The organism is Luteimonas sp. KH_071, assembly GCF_057838005.1.
Genome location: NZ_CM174458.1, coordinates 1,394,022 through 1,411,944, shown reverse-complemented (window position 1 = coordinate 1,411,944; position 17,923 = coordinate 1,394,022). Strand labels below are relative to the sequence as shown.

The 17,923-nt window shown below is 68.6% G+C and carries 17 protein-coding genes; 5 read left to right on the top strand and 12 right to left on the bottom strand.

Going from position 1 to position 17,923, the window contains the following annotated elements:
• The first annotated feature begins 11 nt into the window (after positions 1–11).
• Complete coding sequence (locus tag AC3IRM_RS06635) at positions 12–1,253, top strand: ATP-binding protein (RefSeq protein ID WP_489205423.1); 1,242 nt, start codon at positions 12–14, stop codon at positions 1,251–1,253.
• Positions 1,250–1,825 carry a response regulator transcription factor gene (locus AC3IRM_RS06630; protein ID WP_489205422.1) on the top strand — a complete coding sequence of 192 codons (576 nt, stop codon included), beginning with the start codon at positions 1,250–1,252 and terminating at the stop codon, positions 1,823–1,825. The genes AC3IRM_RS06635 and AC3IRM_RS06630 overlap by 4 nt, the downstream gene beginning before the upstream one ends.
• Before the next feature lie 29 nt (positions 1,826–1,854).
• On the opposite strand, the gene AC3IRM_RS06625 is transcribed toward AC3IRM_RS06630, so the two are convergent.
• Positions 1,855–2,394: a copper chaperone PCu(A)C gene (locus AC3IRM_RS06625; protein WP_489205421.1), complete on the bottom strand. Its 540-nt coding sequence runs from the start codon at positions 2,392–2,394 to the stop codon at positions 1,855–1,857.
• A 610-nt stretch (positions 2,395–3,004) separates the two neighbouring features.
• Here AC3IRM_RS06625 and xseA point away from each other — a divergent pair.
• The 3 genes from xseA (at position 3,005) to AC3IRM_RS06610 (ending at position 7,784) form a co-directional block, all read left to right on the top strand.
• Positions 3,005–4,348, top strand: a complete 1,344-nt coding sequence (gene xseA / locus AC3IRM_RS06620; protein ID WP_489205420.1) for an exodeoxyribonuclease VII large subunit — start codon at positions 3,005–3,007, stop codon at positions 4,346–4,348.
• 280 nt (positions 4,349–4,628) lie between these two features.
• Complete coding sequence (locus AC3IRM_RS06615) at positions 4,629–6,278, top strand: acetolactate synthase large subunit (protein WP_489205419.1); 1,650 nt, start codon at positions 4,629–4,631, stop codon at positions 6,276–6,278.
• A gap of 39 nt (positions 6,279–6,317) precedes the next feature.
• Positions 6,318–7,784 carry an aldehyde dehydrogenase family protein gene (locus tag AC3IRM_RS06610; RefSeq protein WP_489205418.1) on the top strand — a complete coding sequence of 489 codons (1,467 nt, stop codon included), beginning with the start codon at positions 6,318–6,320 and terminating at the stop codon, positions 7,782–7,784.
• 21 nt (positions 7,785–7,805) lie between these two features.
• On the opposite strand, the gene AC3IRM_RS06605 is transcribed toward AC3IRM_RS06610, so the two are convergent.
• From AC3IRM_RS06605 to hisD, 11 genes are all read right to left on the bottom strand, one after another.
• Positions 7,806–9,638 (bottom strand): GGDEF domain-containing protein, encoded by a 1,833-nt coding sequence (locus AC3IRM_RS06605; protein ID WP_489205417.1) that lies wholly within the window; start codon positions 9,636–9,638, stop codon positions 7,806–7,808.
• Positions 9,639–9,658: 20 nt separating this feature from the next.
• Positions 9,659–9,949 (bottom strand): hypothetical protein, encoded by a 291-nt coding sequence (locus AC3IRM_RS06600; RefSeq protein ID WP_489205416.1) that lies wholly within the window; start codon positions 9,947–9,949, stop codon positions 9,659–9,661.
• Positions 9,950–10,003: 54 nt separating this feature from the next.
• Entirely contained in the window at positions 10,004–10,762 is a 759-nt protein-coding gene (locus tag AC3IRM_RS06595) for an SAM-dependent methyltransferase (RefSeq protein ID WP_489205415.1), read from the bottom strand.
• A 30-nt stretch (positions 10,763–10,792) separates the two neighbouring features.
• Positions 10,793–11,356, bottom strand: a complete 564-nt coding sequence (locus tag AC3IRM_RS06590; protein ID WP_489205414.1) for a GNAT family N-acetyltransferase — start codon at positions 11,354–11,356, stop codon at positions 10,793–10,795.
• 158 nt (positions 11,357–11,514) lie between these two features.
• Positions 11,515–12,150: a bifunctional phosphoribosyl-AMP cyclohydrolase/phosphoribosyl-ATP diphosphatase HisIE gene (hisIE, locus tag AC3IRM_RS06585; RefSeq protein ID WP_489205413.1), complete on the bottom strand. Its 636-nt coding sequence runs from the start codon at positions 12,148–12,150 to the stop codon at positions 11,515–11,517.
• Positions 12,147–12,920 (bottom strand): imidazole glycerol phosphate synthase subunit HisF, encoded by a 774-nt coding sequence (gene hisF, locus AC3IRM_RS06580; protein WP_489205412.1) that lies wholly within the window; start codon positions 12,918–12,920, stop codon positions 12,147–12,149. The genes hisIE and hisF overlap by 4 nt, the downstream gene beginning before the upstream one ends.
• Entirely contained in the window at positions 12,914–13,648 is a 735-nt protein-coding gene (gene hisA / locus AC3IRM_RS06575) for a 1-(5-phosphoribosyl)-5-[(5-phosphoribosylamino)methylideneamino]imidazole-4-carboxamide isomerase (protein ID WP_489205411.1), read from the bottom strand. Before hisA ends, hisF begins: the two co-directional genes overlap by 7 nt.
• Before the next feature lie 3 nt (positions 13,649–13,651).
• Positions 13,652–14,251 carry an imidazole glycerol phosphate synthase subunit HisH gene (hisH, locus tag AC3IRM_RS06570; RefSeq protein WP_489205410.1) on the bottom strand — a complete coding sequence of 200 codons (600 nt, stop codon included), beginning with the start codon at positions 14,249–14,251 and terminating at the stop codon, positions 13,652–13,654.
• A 175-nt stretch (positions 14,252–14,426) separates the two neighbouring features.
• Positions 14,427–15,512: a bifunctional histidinol-phosphatase/imidazoleglycerol-phosphate dehydratase HisB gene (gene hisB, locus AC3IRM_RS06565; RefSeq protein WP_489205409.1), complete on the bottom strand. Its 1,086-nt coding sequence runs from the start codon at positions 15,510–15,512 to the stop codon at positions 14,427–14,429.
• Complete coding sequence (gene hisC, locus AC3IRM_RS06560) at positions 15,509–16,591, bottom strand: histidinol-phosphate transaminase (protein ID WP_489205408.1); 1,083 nt, start codon at positions 16,589–16,591, stop codon at positions 15,509–15,511. The genes hisB and hisC overlap by 4 nt, the downstream gene beginning before the upstream one ends.
• Positions 16,588–17,922, bottom strand: coding sequence for a histidinol dehydrogenase (hisD, locus tag AC3IRM_RS06555; protein ID WP_489205860.1), 1,335 nt, complete (start codon positions 17,920–17,922; stop codon positions 16,588–16,590). The genes hisC and hisD overlap by 4 nt, the downstream gene beginning before the upstream one ends.
• Position 17,923 lies beyond the last annotated feature (1 nt).

Below are 17,923 nucleotides of genomic sequence, written 5' to 3'. Positions count from 1 at the left end.
GATGCAGGGCGATGCAGCCCAAGCACCCCGCCACCGCCCTGCTCCGCACCCTCTACAGCCTGCGCTGGTTCGCGGTCGGCGGGCAGTCGTTGACGATCCTGTGGGCGACGCACGGCTTCGACATGGACCTGCCGCGCTGGCCGCTGTGGGGCCCGGTGGTGCTGCTGGCCGCGTTCAATGTCCTGGTCCATCTGCGTCTGGCGCACAGCCGCGACGCGGCGCCGGCCGAGGCCTTCGCCCACGTGCTGGTCGATACCGCGGGCCTGGCGTGGCTGGTGGCCTGGACGGGCGGCATCGCCAATCCCTTCGCGTCGCTGTTCCTGTTGCCGATCGCGCTGACCGCGATGGCCCTGCCGCGGGCCTGGGCGATCGCCGCTGCACTGGCCTGCGTGACGGGCTACATCCTGGCGGTGCAGTTCGGCCAGCCCCTGCCGCACCTGCACGACCATTTCAGCCTGCACCTGGCCGGCATGGCGGTGAACTTCTTCCTGTCTGTGGCGCTGGTGTCCTACTTCCTGCTGCGTCTGGCCGCCGCGCGCGACCGCCGTGAGCGCGAACTGGCGGCCCTGCGCGAGCGCTTCGTACGCAACGAGGGCATCCTCGCCCTGGCCACGCATGCGGCCTCGGTCGCGCACGAGCTCAACACACCGCTGGGCACGATGACGCTGCTGCTCGACGATCTCGACACCAGCCACATGGGCGCCGACGGCGCCGAGGACGTCGCCACCCTGCGGCGGCTGGTCGACACCTGTCGCGACCGCGTGCGCTCGCTGGCCGATCCCGCCGACCCGGCGGCGAGCACGCGGGTGGACATCGGCCGGGTGCTCGAACACTGGCAGCTGGTGCGTCCGGCGATCGTGCTCGAACGCAGCGGCAACGTGGAGATGCACGCGCATGTGGACCGCACGATCGGTCATCTGCTGCTGGCCCTGCTCAACAACGCCGCCGATGCCAGTGAAGGCAACGGCAGCACCCGCGTCGACCTGCGCCTGCAGATCGAGGACTGCATGCTCGATGTCGCGATCCGCGACTACGGAACCGGTTTCGATGCGCAGGCGCCGTTTTTGCCGGTGCTGTTCCGCAGCGGCAAGCCGGACGGCCTCGGCGTGGGCCTGGCGCTGTCGCATGCGGCCATCGAACAGCTGGGCGGCGAGCTGGACATGGAGGAAGCCGACGGCGGCGGTGCACGCGTGCATTTCCGTGTGCCGGTCGGCGACGGCGATCGCCACCACGAACCGGAGACGATGCGATGAAGGGCCTGCTGGTCGACGACGATACGCTGTATCTGGACGCCTTGCGGCGCGCATTGACGCGGCGCGGGATCGAGTGCGAGATCGCGGCCGATCCGGCCACCGCACTCGAAATCGCCACGCGCATCGCGCCCGATTTCGCCCTGGTCGATCTCAAGCTCGGCGAAGCGTCGGGCCTGTCACTGATCGAACCGTTGCGCGCGATCCGCGCCGACATGCGCATCCTGCTGGTCACCGGCTACGCCAGCGTCGCCACCGCGGTCGAAGCGATCAAGCGTGGCGCCGACGACTACCTGCCCAAGCCGGTCTCGGCCGATACGCTGCAGCGCATCCTGCTCGACACGGAGACCGCGCCCGGTGCGCCCCTGCCCGAGCGCGACGAGGACGACACCCTCGAAAGCCCGACGATGATCCCGCTGCACCGGCTGGAGTGGGAGCACATCCAGCAGGCGTTGACGGAAACCGGCGGCAACATCTCCGCGACCGCGAGGCTGCTGGGCATGCACCGCCGCTCGCTGCAGCGCAAGCTCGCCAAACGCCCGGGGCCGGAACGCCGCCCGCCGACGGACGGCTGAAAGCCCCGCGCAGGACGCGTGTACTGCGGTCAGTGGCCGCTGTGATCGGCGGCCGGCGCTTCGCCCGCCAGCGGACGCACTTCGAAGGTCACGGCCTGCGCCGGTGCATTGGCGAATCGCAGCGTGGCCTCGATCGACTGGCCGGCGCGCACCGGCTCGACCGGATTGATGAACATGAGATGATTGCCGCCCGGCTTCAGCATCACGTCGCTGCCGGCCGGCAGTTCCACGCCGTCGGGTAGCTCGCGCATCCGCATCATGCCGCCTTCGTGCGACATCTCGTGGATCTCGACGCTCGCCGCTGCCGGGGTCTCGACAGAAAGCAGTCGATCGGCCGCACCGCTGCGCAGCGTGAGGTAGCCACCGGCGACGCCGGCGTTCGGCGGCGTCTCCCGGATCCACGCTTCGCTGACGACGATGCCGGCACCGGCGTCCACGGCGTTTGCGGCCGGCGTCTGCGCGGCCGATGACGACGCGTCCGGCGTCGCGGGCTGGCAACCGGCAAGCGCCAGGATCAGACCGGCGGCGATGGGACCGATGGCGCGGGAAAACGGACGGCGTGCGGGCATCACAGTGCTCCTTGAGTCAGGCATTTGGGCGCCAGCATCGGGCCCGGTGGCGGACATTATCGCAGCGCGCGATATCCAGTCGCCGCGCGACGCGAGCGATCGCCATGCTGGCTGTGTACAGGTGGCGATGCCAATGCGACCGGGTGTCGCAGTGGGGGTTGATGCACTTCCCTTGTCTGCGAGCGAGAGTCGCTGTAGCCCTCCCCGCATTGCGGGGGAGGGCTCAGGTCTCCGGCTGCTGATGGCTCATCTCCGGCTTCAGGGCAACGTGCAGACGACGAGAACAGTACGACCGGGTATCGCAATGGAAGTCGCAAGCCATCCTCGTCGATCGATCAAAAGCATCCGCCGTCATCCCGGCGGCTCTCAACAGACGCACGTCTGGTCAGGCCCGGATCCAGTGACGTCCTGCGGACACGAGTGTCGAACACATGTGCGCGCAGCAGTTTTCTCTACCGTATCGCGACGTGTGGCTGGGGTGCGGCAAGGCGCTGGATCCCGGCATTCACCGGGATGACAGTGCAGAGCGCGCCACACAAGACGCGCTTGTCCGGGGTCTCGACCGTGCAGACGCACGCTCGCATTTACACCCAACCGGTATCCTGTCTCCATGCAAGACACCACCGCATCCGACGTGCTCACCCCGACCCAGCTCAACACGCTGGCGCGCGGTCTGCTGGAGGACACGTTTCCGAACGTCGTCGTCGAAGGCGAGCTCGGCAATCTGTCACGGCCGGCGTCGGGGCATCTGTATTTCACCCTCAAGGACTCGCGTGCGCAGGTGCGCTGCGCGCTGTTCCGCTCGCGCAGCCAGGGGTTGCGCTTCGTGCCACGCGAAGGCCTGCTGGTCCGTGCGCGCGGTCGGGTCACGCTGTACGAAGCGCGCGGCGACTACCAGCTGATCCTCGAGTCGCTGGAAGAAGCCGGCGAAGGGGCATTGCGTCGCGCGTTCGATGTGCTGAAAGCCCGGCTGCAGGCCGAAGGCCTGTTCGATGTCGAGCGCAAACGCGCCCTGCCCACGTTTCCGCGGCGGATCGGCGTGATCACGTCGCCGTCGGGCGCTGCAGTGCGCGACGTGCTGAGCGTGCTCGCGCGGCGCCTGCCACTGGTGGAGGTCGACGTGTTGCCGGTTCCGGTCCAGGGCACGGATGCGCCGCCCAAGATCCGCGCGATGCTCGAACGTGCCGGTGCCAGCGGCCGTTACGACGTGATCCTGCTCGCACGCGGCGGTGGCTCGCTGGAAGACCTGTGGGCGTTCAACGACGAAGCGCTCGCCCGCGCGGTGGCCGCATCGCCGGTGCCCGTGGTCTCGGCGATCGGCCACGAGACCGACTTCAGCCTGACCGACTTCGCCGCCGACCTGCGCGCGCCGACGCCGTCTGTGGCGGCGGAGCTGCTGGTGCCGGACCGCATCGAGCTCGCGACACGCGTGCGGCGTCTGCAGCGTCACGTCGACGACACGCATCTGCGCGCGATGCAGCAGCGGTTCCAGCGTCTCGATCGCGCCGCATTGCGCTTGCAGGCACAGCGTCCGCAGGCACGTCTGGATGCGCTGCGCCTGCGACAGGACGAAGCCCTGCGGCGGTTGTCGATGGCGATGCGCCAGCAATTGCAGCAACGCGGCTCGCGCTTGCGTCATGCCGAGGCCGTGCTGCGCGCAGCCACGCCGCAACGCCGGCTGCAGCAACTGCGCGAGCGGCTGGCTGCGCTCGGCCAGCGCCCACGTGCGGCGCTTGCCCGCCATCTGGAACGGGATCAGCTGCGGATGCGCGGACTGGCCCGTTCACTGGAAGCGGTGAGCCCGCTGGCGACGATCGCCCGCGGCTACAGCATCCTGCAGCGCGAGGATGGCGGCGTTGTGCGCAGCGTCTTCGATGCGACGCCCGGTGAGCCGCTGCAGGCGCGGCTTTCGGACGGCAGCCTGCGCGTGCGGGTGGAGTCGTCGGAGTCCTGACTGCAAGGCGACGCTGCAGCGCACGACGGCGCTCTGATGTCCAACGTCGCGCAGGACCTTCGGCCACAAACATGGTCGGAACCCCCGGCTGGGCTGAGGTGGTGGCCGGGTGGTCAAGGAGCGAATTGCAAATCCGGGGACGCCAGCCGCTTCGACCAGGCGCTCCTGCAGCTTCGACTGTCGCCGAACGGAACAAACGCAGCGTTCCGCCCCGCCTCGCCCGCCGCTCACGCCACCGCTGTCATGCTGGTCGTCCACGTCACGACGGAGTTCCCGCACGATGACCAAGGCGTCCGACCTGTTCGTACAGGCGCTCGAAGCCGAGGGCGTGACCCACGTCTTCGGCATTCCCGGCGAGGAGAACCTCGACCTGCTCGAATCCCTGCGCGCATCCGACATCGCGCTCGTCCTCACCCGTCACGAACAGGCTGCCGGCTTCATGGCCGCCACCTACGGGCGCCTGACCGGCAACGCCGGCGTCTGCCTGTCGACGCTCGGCCCCGGCGCGACCAATCTCGTCACACCCGCCGCCTACGCGCAGCTCGGTGCGATGCCGATGCTGATGATCACCGGGCAGAAGCCGATCCGCACCAGCAAGCAGGGCCATTTCCAGATCGTCGACGTGGTCGACATGATGCGGCCGCTGACCAAGTCGACGCACCAGCTGGTGTCCGCCGACAGCATCCCGGCGCGCGTGCGCGATGCGTTCCAGCGCGCGGAAGAAGAACGCCCCGGTGCCACGCATCTCGAATTGCCGCAGGACATCGCAGGCGACGAGACCGATGCGCGCCTGCTGCCCGCGCCGTACACGCGCCGGCCGCTGGCCGAGCACAAGGCGATCGCGCATGCGGCCGAGGCGATCCGCAAGGCGAAGCATCCGTTGCTGATGCTCGGCGCCGGCGCCAACCGCAAGACCACGGCGCGGATGCTGCGCGCCTTCGTCGACCGGCTCGGCATTCCGTTCTTCAGTACGCAGATGGGCAAGGGCGTGCTCGACGAGACGCATCCGCTGTGGCTCGGCACCGCCGCGCTGTCGGACAAGGATTTCGTGCATCGCGCGATCGATGCGGCCGACTGCATCGTCAACATCGGCCACGACGTCATCGAGAAGCCGCCGTTCTTCATGCACAGCGGAGCGCGCACGGTGATCCACGTGAACTACGAAAGCGCCGTCGTCGACCAGGTGTATTTTCCCCAGATCGAAGTCGTCGGCGACATCGCCAATACGGTCTGGCAGCTGGCCGAAGCGCTGGACACGCCGCAGCCGCACTGGGACTTCGCGTTCTTCGATCGCGTGCGCAGTGCGCTGTGCGAGAACATCGCCGAGCTTGCCGCCGACGACCGGTTCCCGGTCCACGGGCCGCATCTGGTGAAGACACTCCGCGATGCGCTCGATCCGCGCGACATCGTCTGCCTGGACAACGGTCTCTACAAGCTGTGGTTCGCACGAAACGACCGCTGCCGGGAGCCCAACACCCTGCTGCTCGACAACGCGCTGGCGACGATGGGCGCGGGCCTGCCGTCGGCGATCGCGGCGAAGCTGGTGCACGCGGACCGGAAGATCGTCGCGGTCTGCGGCGACGGCGGCTTCATGATGAATTCGCAGGAGCTCGAAACCGCCGTGCGGCTGAAGCTGGATCTCGTGGTCATCGTGCTGCGCGACGATGCCTACGGGATGATCAAGTGGAAGCAGCAGCATGAGGACTACCCGGTCTACGGCATGGACTACGGCAACCCGGATTTCGTGCGCTACGCGCAGAGTTACGGCGCGCGTGGTCATCGCCCGGACAGCGCTGCTGCGTTCGCCGACGTGCTGCGCACCGCGCTGGAGACGCCGGGCGTGGACCTGATCGATCTCGAGATCGACTACCGCGACGACGACGCCCTGCTCAACACCGAGATTCCCGAACGCAGTGCCGCGATCGACTGATCCGCGGCACCCCCTTTCCGTCCGATTCCGGAGCACCCCATGGCCAAGAAGAAGACCGCCGGCAAGACCACCGGTCTCGCCCGCAGCTACCCCTACTACCTCGCCAACGTCGCGGTCGCGGCGAATACCGACCTCGAGGTGCGCGACAAGTACAGCGGCAAGGTCGCCACGCGCGTGGCGATGGGCGACGCTGCCGCGATCCGCAAGGCGATCGTTGCCGCGCACAAGGCGCGCGGGCCGATGGCAGATTTCCCGCCCGACAAGCGCCGCGACGTGCTCGACCACTGCGTGCGCCGTTTCGAGGAACGCTTCGACGAACTCGCGCTCGCGCTGTGCATCGAGGCAGGCAAGCCGATCAAGGATGCACGCGGCGAGGTCACCCGACTGATCGACACCTTCCGCATCGCCGCCGGCGAGGCCACGCGCAGCGAAGGCGAAGTGATCGAACTGCAGATCTCCGAGCGCACGCGTGGTTACCGCGGCATGGTCAAGCGCGTGCCGATCGGCGTGTGCAGCTTCATCACGCCGTTCAACTTCCCGTTGAATCTTGTCGCGCACAAGGTCGCGCCGGCGATCGCTGCGGGCTGCCCGTTCGTGCTCAAGCCGGCGGCGAAGACCCCGGTCGGCGCACTGATCATCGGCGAGATCCTCGCCGAGACCGATCTGCCCAAGGGCGCGTTCTCGGTGATCCCGTGCAGCAACGAAGATGCCGCGGCGCTGACCGAGGACGAGCGCATCGCGCTGCTGAGTTTTACCGGCGGACTGATCGGGTGGGATCTCAAAGCGCGCGCCGGCAAGAAGAAGGTCGTGCTGGAACTCGGCGGCAACGCGGCCTGCATCGTCGACGAGGATCCGGGCCTGCCGCTGGACAAGGTCGTCGAGCGTCTGGTGTTCGGCGCGTACTACCAGTCCGGCCAGAGCTGCATCGGCGTGCAGCGCATCTACGCGCACCGCAGCGTGCACGAGGCGCTGCGTCGCAAACTCAAGAAGGCGATCGGCGCGCTGCGCAGCGGTGACCCGCGCGATGAAAACACGTTCGTGGGCCCGGTCATCGACAGCGACGCGGCCGACCGGATCGAGTCCTGGATCGAGGCCGCGCGCAAGGGCGGCGCCAAGGTGCTCGCCGGCGGCAAGCGCGAAGGCAACATCATCCCCGCCACGCTGCTGGAAAAGGTGCCGCGCGATGCCGACCTGGAACGCAAGGAAGTGTTCGGCCCGGTCGCACTGCTGGAGCCGGTCGACAGTTTCGATGACGCGATCAAGCGGGTGAACGACAGCGACTTCGGCCTGCAGGCCGGCGTCTTCACCGGCAATCTCACCCACGCAATGCGCGCCTGGGACCGGATCGAGGCCGGCGGCGTGGTCGTCGGCGACGTGCCGAGCTTCCGCGTCGACAACATGCCCTATGGCGGCATCAAGGATTCGGGCTGCGGCCGAGAAGGCGTGAAGTACGCGATCCGCGACATGACCGAAGAACGCCTGCTGGTGATCCGCGATCCGGCCTGAGGCCCCTGAAACGTCGCGCGATCAGGCAATCGCGCGGCGTGTCGGCACTTCGGCGTCCTGATTTGGCTCGCGGGCGATCCCGCGGAGCAGTTCGATCGTTTCCACCGGATCCGGCGAGTCGATGTCGGGCGTGTAGACCCGCACCTGCCGGCGACCACCGCGCTTGGCGGCATACATCGCGTCGTCCGCATGACTGAGCAGGACCGCCAGCGTATAGCCGCCCTGTCGCGCTTCCGCGACCCCGAAGCTCGCGGCGAGGCGGAATCCGTAACCTGCCGCTCCGGTATCGATCGCAGCGAAGCGCGCCTGCGCGTCGCCGGCAAGGCGGACAGCCGCGGTCGCATCCAGGCCCGGCAGCAGCATCGCGAACTCTTCGCCGCCCAGGCGCCCGAACGCGTCCATCCCGCGACACAGGGGCTGCACCGCCTTTGTGACCTGGCGCAGCGCCCAGTCACCGGCCGCATGACCGAACCGGTCGTTGACCTGCTTGAAATGGTCGAGATCGAACATCACCAGCGTCGCCGGCAGGCCGTCGCGTTCGCACTGCAACAGCGCCGCAGTCGCACGCTCGGCGAAGTGCTGCCGATTGAAGATGCCGGTCAGCGCATCGGTTTCGGTCATACGCTTGAGCCTGAGCTGCATGCGCTTGGTCCGGTAGGCCCAGAGGCCGACCGTCGCGACCAGGCCCACCAGCACCAGTGCGAGCAGCAGCCAGGTCCGTGCCCGCTGCGCGGTGACGCTCTGTTCCAGTTCCAGCAGCTGGTTCTTCTGATGCAGTAGTTCGATCTGCTGGGCCTGCTGCAGCGACTGATGGCGGACGACCTGATAGGCCATCTCGCGTGATTTCACGTCACTTGTATGGGCGCTATCGGCTTCTGCATAGCGTCGATACGCTGAAAGCGCAGCCTCCGCATCCCCTTCGGCCTGCGCGATCTCGTAGAGCGCACGGTGAGCGGTTACCAGCGGTTGCGCGCTCTGAAGCGCCGAAAGCGTCTCCACTGCATATCGCGCGTTGACGGACGCGCGAACACGATCGCCGGAGGCAAGCCGATATTCCGCGAGCGAGGCGTGGAACATGCCGATCAACAGCGGATAGCCTGCGCGCTCGACGCCTGCCAGCGCGCTTTCCAGCACTTTGATCGCTTCGCCGGTGTTGCCGCTCATGTGCAGCCAACGCGCGATGTGCGCGCGCATGAAGCCGGACAGGATCGCGTCACGCTCGGCCTCGCAGCCTTTCAGTCTCTCGAACGCCCAGTTGCGGTCGATGCTCAGGCCGAGGCCGAGACGGCCTTCGAGAATGACGTTCGATGCGATGCACCGACCGCGACCCGACGGCTGGTCGGCGAGCATGCGCTCTGCATACCGAATGCCTGTGCGGTACTCGCCCACCTGGTTGTATACGATGCTCGCCGACAGCAACACCGTGTGGCGAACATCGCGGTCTTCGATCGACGGTTCCAGTGGCAGCACGTTTTCAAGCGTCTGCAGCGCGCCCTCGAACTCGCGGGTCATCGCGTAGGTATTGGCGAGCAGACCGCCCGCCTCGAAGCGCAGGGCATCGGGATTGCCCGTGGACATCAGCGACTTCAGCAGTGCGACCGAGCCTGCGCCGTCGCCAACGATCGCCATCCGGTAGGCATGCAGGATCTGAAGACGCCCGCGCTGCAGCGGTGTCGCATTCGCCGCCATGCCGTCGAGTTCGGCGAGCGCCGCAGGCAGCCGGGCGGGATCAGAGGTCCGGATCGTACGCGCACGTTCGAACGCGGCGTCGAATGCCGACGCAGCCGCATGCGCCGGCATCGGCGATGCGGTCAGGCCTGTGAACAGCAAAATGCAGATGAGCGCGACACGCATCGCTCTTCTCCGATCGCCTGTCAGTCCGGCGCCGAACGTGTCGGCTCGTCTTGGGGCTCGTCGTCCGGGGAATCGCCGGGCTCGTCTCCGTCTGGCGACGTCTCGCTCTCGCCGTTGTCAGGCGCTGCGATGATGCAGCACACGACCGGCGTCGCAGCGACAAGCGCCGCGATGCCCGGCCAGTCCAAGTGCGCCAGCAACGCCTGCTCGACGTCGCCGAGCGCAGAGAATTCGGCCGCCGCTTCGAAGGGCGTGTCCCACGGGCCGGCAACATCGGTCGCCAGTACTTCGAGAAAGCCGATCACATCCAAGTGTGTTCCCCAAAGATCGATGTCAGGTCGATCGCCATGGCCGGGTGGCCTCTTTCACCACATCGTCTCATCACGTTCCAGCGCTGTGGCAGGTGGAATGACGAGCGTCGTGTGCTGGTGAAGCACCGCGTCCGCCAGATCCCTCACCCGGATCGGATCGATGCGTGGTGCTACGCCAGGAAGCGTAGCAGCTTCGTAGAGCGTCACAACATGTTCAGGCAGGTAATCCTTGGCCAGTCGGGCGACGAGCGCGGCGCGTTCGTCCCGCGTGTTGTGGAAACGGCCTGTGTCGCGGATTCCGGCCACGCCCACCTGCCACAGCACCAGCCAGGCGGACGGGTCGATAATCCGGCGGTAGAACATGAACTGGCTGGCCTCGTAGTGCTGGCAACCGACCTCACCCGGGTCGACGCCGAGATCCGCATACAGGCAGTCCTCGGCCGAAATGCCCGGTTCCATCACCGCCTGGAAGCCTTCGGCCCGGGCGACCGCGATGGCCTGGTGCGGCACCCGGGCGAACACTCCGGGATGGCCGTAGAACGCGCCGCAGACGTCGCGGCCGGCGCGCACCTCGGCGAGCATCGCCTCGACCATGTCCGCATAGGTGCGGTGGCGTGAACGGCCCTCGCGATAGAACGGCTGCAGGCTGCGCGCATCGGCGTTCATGCGCATCACCCACTGTTCCACCAGCGGGTCGGAGACTGCGACGAAGACCACGTCCGCCGTTTCGATGTGCCGCCGTGCGCGCGGCCCCAGATGCGCGCCGAGCATCATGCCGACGCCCACGCAGGCCAGCCTCCCCTTGCGCTCCATTCCGATTTTTCCCCTGTGCGAGCGCGGAATCTAGTCGCCAGGCGGGTCGTCCACAAGCGCGCGCCACGTCCGGCGATCCAGACGCCAGCGCTGCCAGCCGTCAGCGGGCGCCCCCGGCACGAAACCCAGACGCCGCATCAGACCCACGGCTGCCAGATGGCCCACACGATGCCGGGTCCACAAGGCCTCGAACGCGTCGGCACCGAGCACGGCATCACGCAGATGACCGAGCGCCGCGGTCGCGACGCCCCGTGCCTGCGCAGCCGGAGGCAGCAGCAGGCCGGTCTCGGCGGTGCGCCCATCGACATCGGGGACCAGAGACAGCAGACCCGTTCCGCCAGACGCCGTGTCGAGGCGCCAGTAGCGCGCGACGGGCGGATTCGCCCGCATCTGCCGCTGCGCAGCCGCGAACGCGCGGTTCGCAGCCGGGCGATCGAGCACCGGCGAGACATATCGCATCGTCTCCGGATCGCCGTAAAGCGCCGCGAACAGGTCGACGTCACCGTCGGCCAGCAGCGTGGCGCGCGCGCGGGCGATCTCGAAATCGTCAGGCCAGCCCTGCGGCGGGATGGCCAGCGCGGTGTCGGTGCTCATGCCGCGGTGGCGTCCAGTGCAGACCATGCCCCTGCCGTCCCGCAACGCGGGACATTCCGGTCACGGGGCTTCAGGACCACGACGTCGTGCGGCCTGTGGGCGACGGCAAAGGTCATCGAGTGCCGGGATTCGCTCGATGCTGCACCCGCCTCCGCGCCTCAGCCGCTCCGCGCCGTCAACACACGCTCGACGTCCGCCAGCGACAGACCGCGTGCGCGCAACAGCACGATCAGGTGGTACAGCAGGTCTGCGCCCTCGCCCAGCAGGTCCTCGTCGGTCTGCACCAGCGCGGCGAGCGCGGTTTCCACGCCCTCCTCGCCGACCTTCTGCGCGATGCGGCGGATGCCTCCATCGAACAAGCGTGTCGTGTAGCTGCCTTCGGGGCGTTCGCGTTCGCGGGTCTCGATCAATGCGTCGAGTTCGGCGAGCACGCCAGCCGGTGCGGTCGGGAAACAGCTCGGTCGCTGCAGGTGGCAGGTCGGACCGCGCGGCGTCGCGAGCACCAGCAGCGTGTCGGCATCGCAGTCGGCCTCCATCGAGACCAGTTCCAGCACGTGGCCGGACTGCTCGCCCTTGGTCCACAGGCGATGCTTGCTGCGGCTGAAGAACGTCACCTCGCCCCGGCGCAGGGTTTCGGCGAACGCGTCGCGGTTCATGTAGCCGAGCATCAGCACACGCAGGGTGGCGGCGTCCTGCACGACGGCGGGGAGCAGACCGTCGCCCTTGGACCAGTCGAGTGCGTCGACGTCGGGGGCGATAGCGGTATCGGGGGTGTCGTCCTGCGGATGTGTCATTGGAGTCGCATGTCGATGGCCTGGTCGGCCAGTTCGCGCTTGAGCGCAGGGATGGCGATGCGGCCGCTGTGGAACACGCTGGCCGCGAGCGCGCCGTCGACATCGGCCTCGGTGAAGGCGGCGGCGAAGTGTACCGGCGCACCGGCCCCGCCGGATGCAATCAGCGGCACTGGGCACACCGCGCGCGCGGCCTGCAGCTGGGCGATGTCGTAGCCCGTCCGCACGCCGTCGTTGTCCATGCAGTTGAGGACGATCTCGCCGGCGCCCAGACGCACGGCCTCGGCGATCCAGTCGAGCGTGCGGACCGGCAGCTCGCGCGTGCGATCGGGATCCCCGGTGTAACTGCGCACGCGCCATTCGCCATCCGTCTCGCGGATCGAATCGATGCCGACGACCACGCACTGCACGCCGAAGGCCTCGGCGAGCTCGGAAATCAACGCCGGACGTTCCAGCGCCGGCGTGTTGACCGAGATCTTGTCGGCGCCGGCATGCAGCACCGCGCGCGCGGTGTCGACGTCACGAATGCCGCCGGCGACGCAGAACGGAATGTCGATCAGTCGAGACACGCGCTCCACCCAGCCGCGGTCGACCGAACGGCCCTGCGGGCTGGCCGAGATGTCGTAGAACACCAGCTCGTCGGCACCCGCGTCGCGATAGCGCAGTGCGAGATCGACGATATCGCCCATGTCGATGTGATCGCGGAACCGCACGCCCTTGACCACGCGACCCTCGCGCACGTCGAGGCAGGGAATGATGCGGCGGCTCAGCATGCCAGCGCCTCGGCGACGCCCAGCCGGCCTTCGAGCAGCGCGCGGCCGAGCACGATGCCGCCGCAGCCCTGGGCCTTGGCCGCACGCACGTCGGCGAGCTCGCGCACGCCGCCCGACGCCTGCACCTCGAGCGTCGGCACCAGCGCCTTGAGGTGCGCATAAAGATCGAGATTGGGGCCCGACAGCATGCCGTCGCGGGCGATGTCGGTACTCAACAGATGCTTGAGACCGCCCTGCGCATAGCGCACCGCGAGCACGTCGAGCGTGGCGTCGGCGGTCTCGGTCCAGCCGTGCACCGGCAGATGCCAGACCCCGTCTCGACCCTGGCGGGTGTCGAGCGCGACGGTGAGGTGCCCGGCGCCGAAGGTCTCGATCCACTGCAGCACCTGCGCCGGCTCGCGTACCGCGAGCGAACCGACCACGACACGCTCGGCGCCCGCATCGAGGATGCGGCGCACGTCGTCTTCGGTGCGCACGCCGCCGCCGGTCTGCACGCGCAGCCCGGTGTCGGCGCGGATGCGGGCCAGCAGTGGCGCGAGCGTGTACCCGCCCTCGCGCGCTGCATCGAGATCGACCAGGTGCAGCCACTCGGCACCGGCCTCGGCGTAGGCCTCGATCTGCACCAGCGGGTCATCGCCGTAGCGGGTTTCCTGCGCGTAATCGCCCTGCGCCAGGCGCACGACGCGGCCGTGACGGATGTCGATCGCGGGATAGACGGTGAACGCCATGACTCAGGCCTCGAACGCGGGAGAGAGAAAATTACGCAGCACGCGCGCACCCACAGCGGCGGAGCGCTCGGGATGGAACTGGGTGCCGGCGACGTGGCCGCGACGCACCGCGGCGGCGAACGCCTCGCCGTGGTCGCCGGCGAGCACGCAGTCGTCGGTGACCGGCGCGGCGAAGCTGTGGACGAAATAGGCCTGGGCGCCATCGACGCCTTCGGTCAGCGCATCGGGCCGCAATGCGCGCAGCGTGCTCCAGCCCATGTGCGGCACGCGCAGGCCCGGACCGCCACGCAACCGCGACACGCGGCCCGGCAGCAGGCCGAGACCGGCGACGTCGCCCTCCTCCGAGGATTCGAACAGCAGTTGCATGCCGACGCAGATGCCCAGCAGCGGCCGCTCCAGCGTACGCAGCACATCGACGAGTTCGAGTTGCTGCAGCCGCGCCATGACCTGCGCGGCCGTGCCGACGCCGGGCAGGATCACCCGGTCGGCAGCGCGAATGCTGGCGGCATCGGTGACCAGCGCCGCGTCGATGTCGAGGCGTTCGAATGCGTAGCGCACCGAACCGGTGTTGGCGCCGCCGGCGTCGACGATTACGACGCGCATGGGGTTGTTCCAGATTGCACGCGCAGAATTCTCACCGTCACTCCCGCGCAGGCGGGAGTCCATGGACGTCTGCGCAATCGGACCGAACTTCCATGGATGACCAGCCATTCGGCTGTTGGACGCCCCGCCTTCGCGGGAATGACGGTTGGAGAGATTGCGGCGCAATCCATACGCATCACAACGTCCCCTTCGTACTCGGCAGCGCATCCCCGCTGCGCCGCACGGCCTGGCCGAGCGCGCGCGCGAAAGCCTTGAAGCAGGCTTCGACCTTGTGGTGGTCGTTGTCGCCTTCGACCTTGAGGTTGAGGTTCAGCGCGGCGGAGTCGCAGACCGAGCGGAAGAAATGCTCGACCAGTTCGGTCGGCATGTCACCCACCCGTTCGCGCACGAAGCTGCCGTCGAAGACGAGGTACGGCCGGCCACCGAAATCGAGCGCGGCACTCGCCAGGGTCTCGTCCATCGGCAAGGTGAAGCCGTAACGCGCGATACCACGCTTGTCGCCGAGCGCTTCGCGCAGCGCCTGGCCCAGCGCGATGCCGGTGTCCTCGATCGTGTGGTGTTCGTCGATCTGCAGGTCGCCTTCCGCCTGCACCACCAGCGAAATTCCGGCGTGTTTGCCGATCTGGTCGAGCATGTGATCGAAGAACGGCAGGCCGGTCGACACGCGCGCGTCCGCCGCTGCATCCAGATCGAGTTCGACGCGGATGCGGGTTTCCTTGGTGTTGCGAACGACGGTCGCGCGGCGCGGCGCATCGCACAGTTCATGCGCGATACCGGCCCAGTCCCACTCGCCGCCGAACTGCGCGGTGCGCAGCTTGAAGCCGCGGATCCCGAGGTTCTGCGCGAACTGGATGTCGGTATCGCGGTCGCCGACCATCGCCGAGTTGTCCAGATCGATGCCGCGATCGCGCAGGTAGTGCATCACGAGGCCCAGCGCCGGCTTGCGCGTCGGCGCGTTGTCGGCCGGCCAGCTGCGATCGACCAGCACCTCGCGGAACACGATGCCCTGGCTTTCGAAGATGCCGAGCATGAGGTCGTTCGGACCGTCGAACGTCGCCTGCGGATAGCCCTCGGTGCCGAGGCCATCCTGGTTGGTGACGATGACGAACTCGAAGCCCGCATCGCGCAGCCTCAGCATCGCCGGAATCACCCCGGGCACGAAGCGCAGCTTCTCGAAGGCGTCGATCTGGAAGTCCGCCGGTTCCTCGATCAGGGTGCCATCGCGGTCGACGAACAGGATTTTCTTGCCGCGCGCACTCATGCCGCGATCTCCAGTGTTTGCAGGGCGGACAGCACGCGCGCGTTCTGCGCTGGCGTGCCGAGACTGATGCGTAGCGCATCGCCGAGCTGCGGCGCGGCGCGCTGGTCGCGCACGACGATGCCGGCCGCGAGCAGCGCGGCGAACGCGCGATCCGCATCGACGAAGCGGACCAGCAGGTAGTTGCCGGCCGACGCATACACCTGGCGCACGCCCGGCGTGGTCGCGAGTGCTGCGGCGAGCGCATCACGTTCGGCGATCGTCTCCTCAACACGCGCCTGCGTCAGCGCGAGCGCGTCCTCCGTCAGCCCGGCCAATGCGAGATCGGCGCAGGGCGTCGGCACCGGATACGGCGCCTGGCAGCGGCGCAGCACCGCGATCAGATCGGGGTGACCGATCGCCACGCCGATCCGGGCCGCCGCGAGCGCATGCGCCTTCGACAACGTGCGCAACACGACGAGATTGTCGTGCGCGGCAAGCAGTGTGGTGGCCGAGGCCGTCCCCGCGAACTCGATATAGGCCTCGTCGACGACAACGACCGCCCGGCCCGCCAGCGCATCGGCCAGGTGATCGACCTCGACCAGCGGCACCAGGCCGGCGGTCGGGTTGGACGGCGAGCACAGGAACACGAGCTTGACGCCGCGCGTGAGCGCCGCGGTGCGGACCGCCCCCACGTCCACGACGAAGCCCTCCGTGCCATCGACCAGCGGCACCTCGACGAAGGCCGCGCCCTGCAGCCGCGCACTGACGGCGTACATGCCGAACACCGGCGGCGTCGCCAGCACGGCATCCCGGCCCGGGACGCACAGCGCGCGCACCAGGAGGTCGATCGCCTCGTCGCTGCCGCGGCCGATCAGCAGTTGTTCGACCTCGACGCCATATACCTCGGCCAGCCGCGCCTGCAGCTCGGGCGGTTGCGGCGAGGGATAGCGCCGGCAACGCCCGTCGGCATCGCCCGGATTCGCCAGTGGCGCTTCGTTGGCGTTGAGCCAGACGTCCCCTTCGAGCCGCTGCGTGCGCGCCGAGGCATAGCCGGCGAAATCACGCAGGTCCTCGCGGACGAGATCGCGCACGCTGCTCATGCCGCCGCCTTCGCGATCCGCAGCGCGACCGCGTTCGCGTGCGCGTCGAGGCCCTCGGCGCGCGCCATCGTCACCGCATCGGGACCGATCGCGCGGATGCCGGCGGCATTCGCCGACTGCACGCTGACCGTGTTCTGGAAGCTCGACACGCTGACTCCGCTCCAGGCCCGCGCCGCGCCGCCGGTCGGCAGCACGTGGTTGGTGCCGCTGCAGTAATCGCCCAGCGCTTCGGGCGTCCAGTCGCCGAGGAACACCGAACCGGCGACCTCGACGTGATCGAGCCAGTCGCGCGGCGTGCGCAGCGCGAGGATCAGGTGCTCGGGCGCGTAGCGGTTGCTGATCCCGAACGCGGTCTCGAGCGTGTCCACCCGCAACAGCCGCGAGCGCGCCATTGCCTGGCGTGCGATCGCCGCGCGCGGCAGCGCCGACAGTTGCGTCGACAGTTCGGCGCGCACCTTCTCCAGCAGCGCATCGTCGTCGGACAGCAGCAGCACCTGCGAATCCGGGCCGTGCTCGGCCTGCGACAGCAGATCGGCGGCGACGAACGCGGCATCGGCGCCGGCGTCGGCGATCACCAGCACTTCCGACGGGCCCGCCGGCATGTCGATCGCGACCGTCCCGCCCTGCGCAACCTGCTGCTTGGCTTCGGTGACGAAGCTGTTGCCGGGGCCGAACAGCTTGTCGCAGGCGGGCACGCACTCGGTGCCGAAGGCCATCGCCGCGATCGCCTGTGCGCCGCCCAGCTTGAAGACGCGGTGCACGCCGGTGAGCCTGGCGGCCACCAGTACAGCCGGATCGGCGCTGCCATCAGGACGCGGCGGCGTGCACAGCACGACCTCGCGACACCCGGCCAGGCGCGACGGCACGCCCAGCATCAGTGCGGTCGACGGCAGCGGCGCGGTGCCGGCAGGCACGTACAGGCCGACGCGCGGGATCGGCCGCACGATGCGCGCGCAGTTGACGCCGTCGGCGGTATCGACGTTGTAGCCGGCGGTCATGCCCGCCGCGTGGAAACGCTCGATACGCGCGGCGGCGTTGACCATGGCCTGACGCAGCTCTGCGGGCACCGCAGCTTCGGCGGCAGCGAACTCGTCGGCGCCCACTTCGAACACCTCGAGCACCACGCGATCGAAACGCTCGGTCAGTTCGCGCAAGGCGTCGTCGCCCCGCGTCCGCACGTCGTCGAGCACGTCGGCGACCGCGCTGCGCGTCTGCGCGGCCACGGCCTGCGTGGGCCGGCGCAGCAGTTCGGTGCGCGCATCGGCATCGGCGTCGCACCAGTCGACGATCGCCGGAATCACGTCGTCGAGATTCGTCGTTACGGTCTGCATG

Bases quoted from the DNA above. Each gene is read 5' to 3' on its own strand.
- AC3IRM_RS06635 (WP_489205423.1), top strand. From the start codon at position 12: ATGCAGCCCAAGCACCCCGCCACCGCCCTGCTCCGCACCCTCTACAGC.
- AC3IRM_RS06630 (WP_489205422.1), top strand. From the start codon at position 1,250: ATGAAGGGCCTGCTGGTCGACGACGATACGCTGTATCTGGACGCCTTG.
- AC3IRM_RS06625 (WP_489205421.1), bottom strand. From the start codon at position 2,394: ATGCCCGCACGCCGTCCGTTTTCCCGCGCCATCGGTCCCATCGCCGCC.
- xseA (WP_489205420.1), top strand. From the start codon at position 3,005: ATGCAAGACACCACCGCATCCGACGTGCTCACCCCGACCCAGCTCAAC.
- AC3IRM_RS06615 (WP_489205419.1), top strand. From the start codon at position 4,629: ATGACCAAGGCGTCCGACCTGTTCGTACAGGCGCTCGAAGCCGAGGGC.
- AC3IRM_RS06610 (WP_489205418.1), top strand. From the start codon at position 6,318: ATGGCCAAGAAGAAGACCGCCGGCAAGACCACCGGTCTCGCCCGCAGC.
- AC3IRM_RS06605 (WP_489205417.1), bottom strand. From the start codon at position 9,638: ATGCGTGTCGCGCTCATCTGCATTTTGCTGTTCACAGGCCTGACCGCA.
- AC3IRM_RS06595 (WP_489205415.1), bottom strand. From the start codon at position 10,762: ATGGAGCGCAAGGGGAGGCTGGCCTGCGTGGGCGTCGGCATGATGCTC.
- AC3IRM_RS06590 (WP_489205414.1), bottom strand. From the start codon at position 11,356: ATGAGCACCGACACCGCGCTGGCCATCCCGCCGCAGGGCTGGCCTGAC.
- hisIE (WP_489205413.1), bottom strand. From the start codon at position 12,150: ATGACACATCCGCAGGACGACACCCCCGATACCGCTATCGCCCCCGAC.
- hisF (WP_489205412.1), bottom strand. From the start codon at position 12,920: ATGCTGAGCCGCCGCATCATTCCCTGCCTCGACGTGCGCGAGGGTCGC.
- hisA (WP_489205411.1), bottom strand. From the start codon at position 13,648: ATGGCGTTCACCGTCTATCCCGCGATCGACATCCGTCACGGCCGCGTC.
- hisH (WP_489205410.1), bottom strand. From the start codon at position 14,251: ATGCGCGTCGTAATCGTCGACGCCGGCGGCGCCAACACCGGTTCGGTG.
- hisB (WP_489205409.1), bottom strand. From the start codon at position 15,512: ATGAGTGCGCGCGGCAAGAAAATCCTGTTCGTCGACCGCGATGGCACC.
- hisC (WP_489205408.1), bottom strand. From the start codon at position 16,591: ATGAGCAGCGTGCGCGATCTCGTCCGCGAGGACCTGCGTGATTTCGCC.
- hisD (WP_489205860.1), bottom strand. From the start codon at position 17,922: ATGCAGACCGTAACGACGAATCTCGACGACGTGATTCCGGCGATCGTC.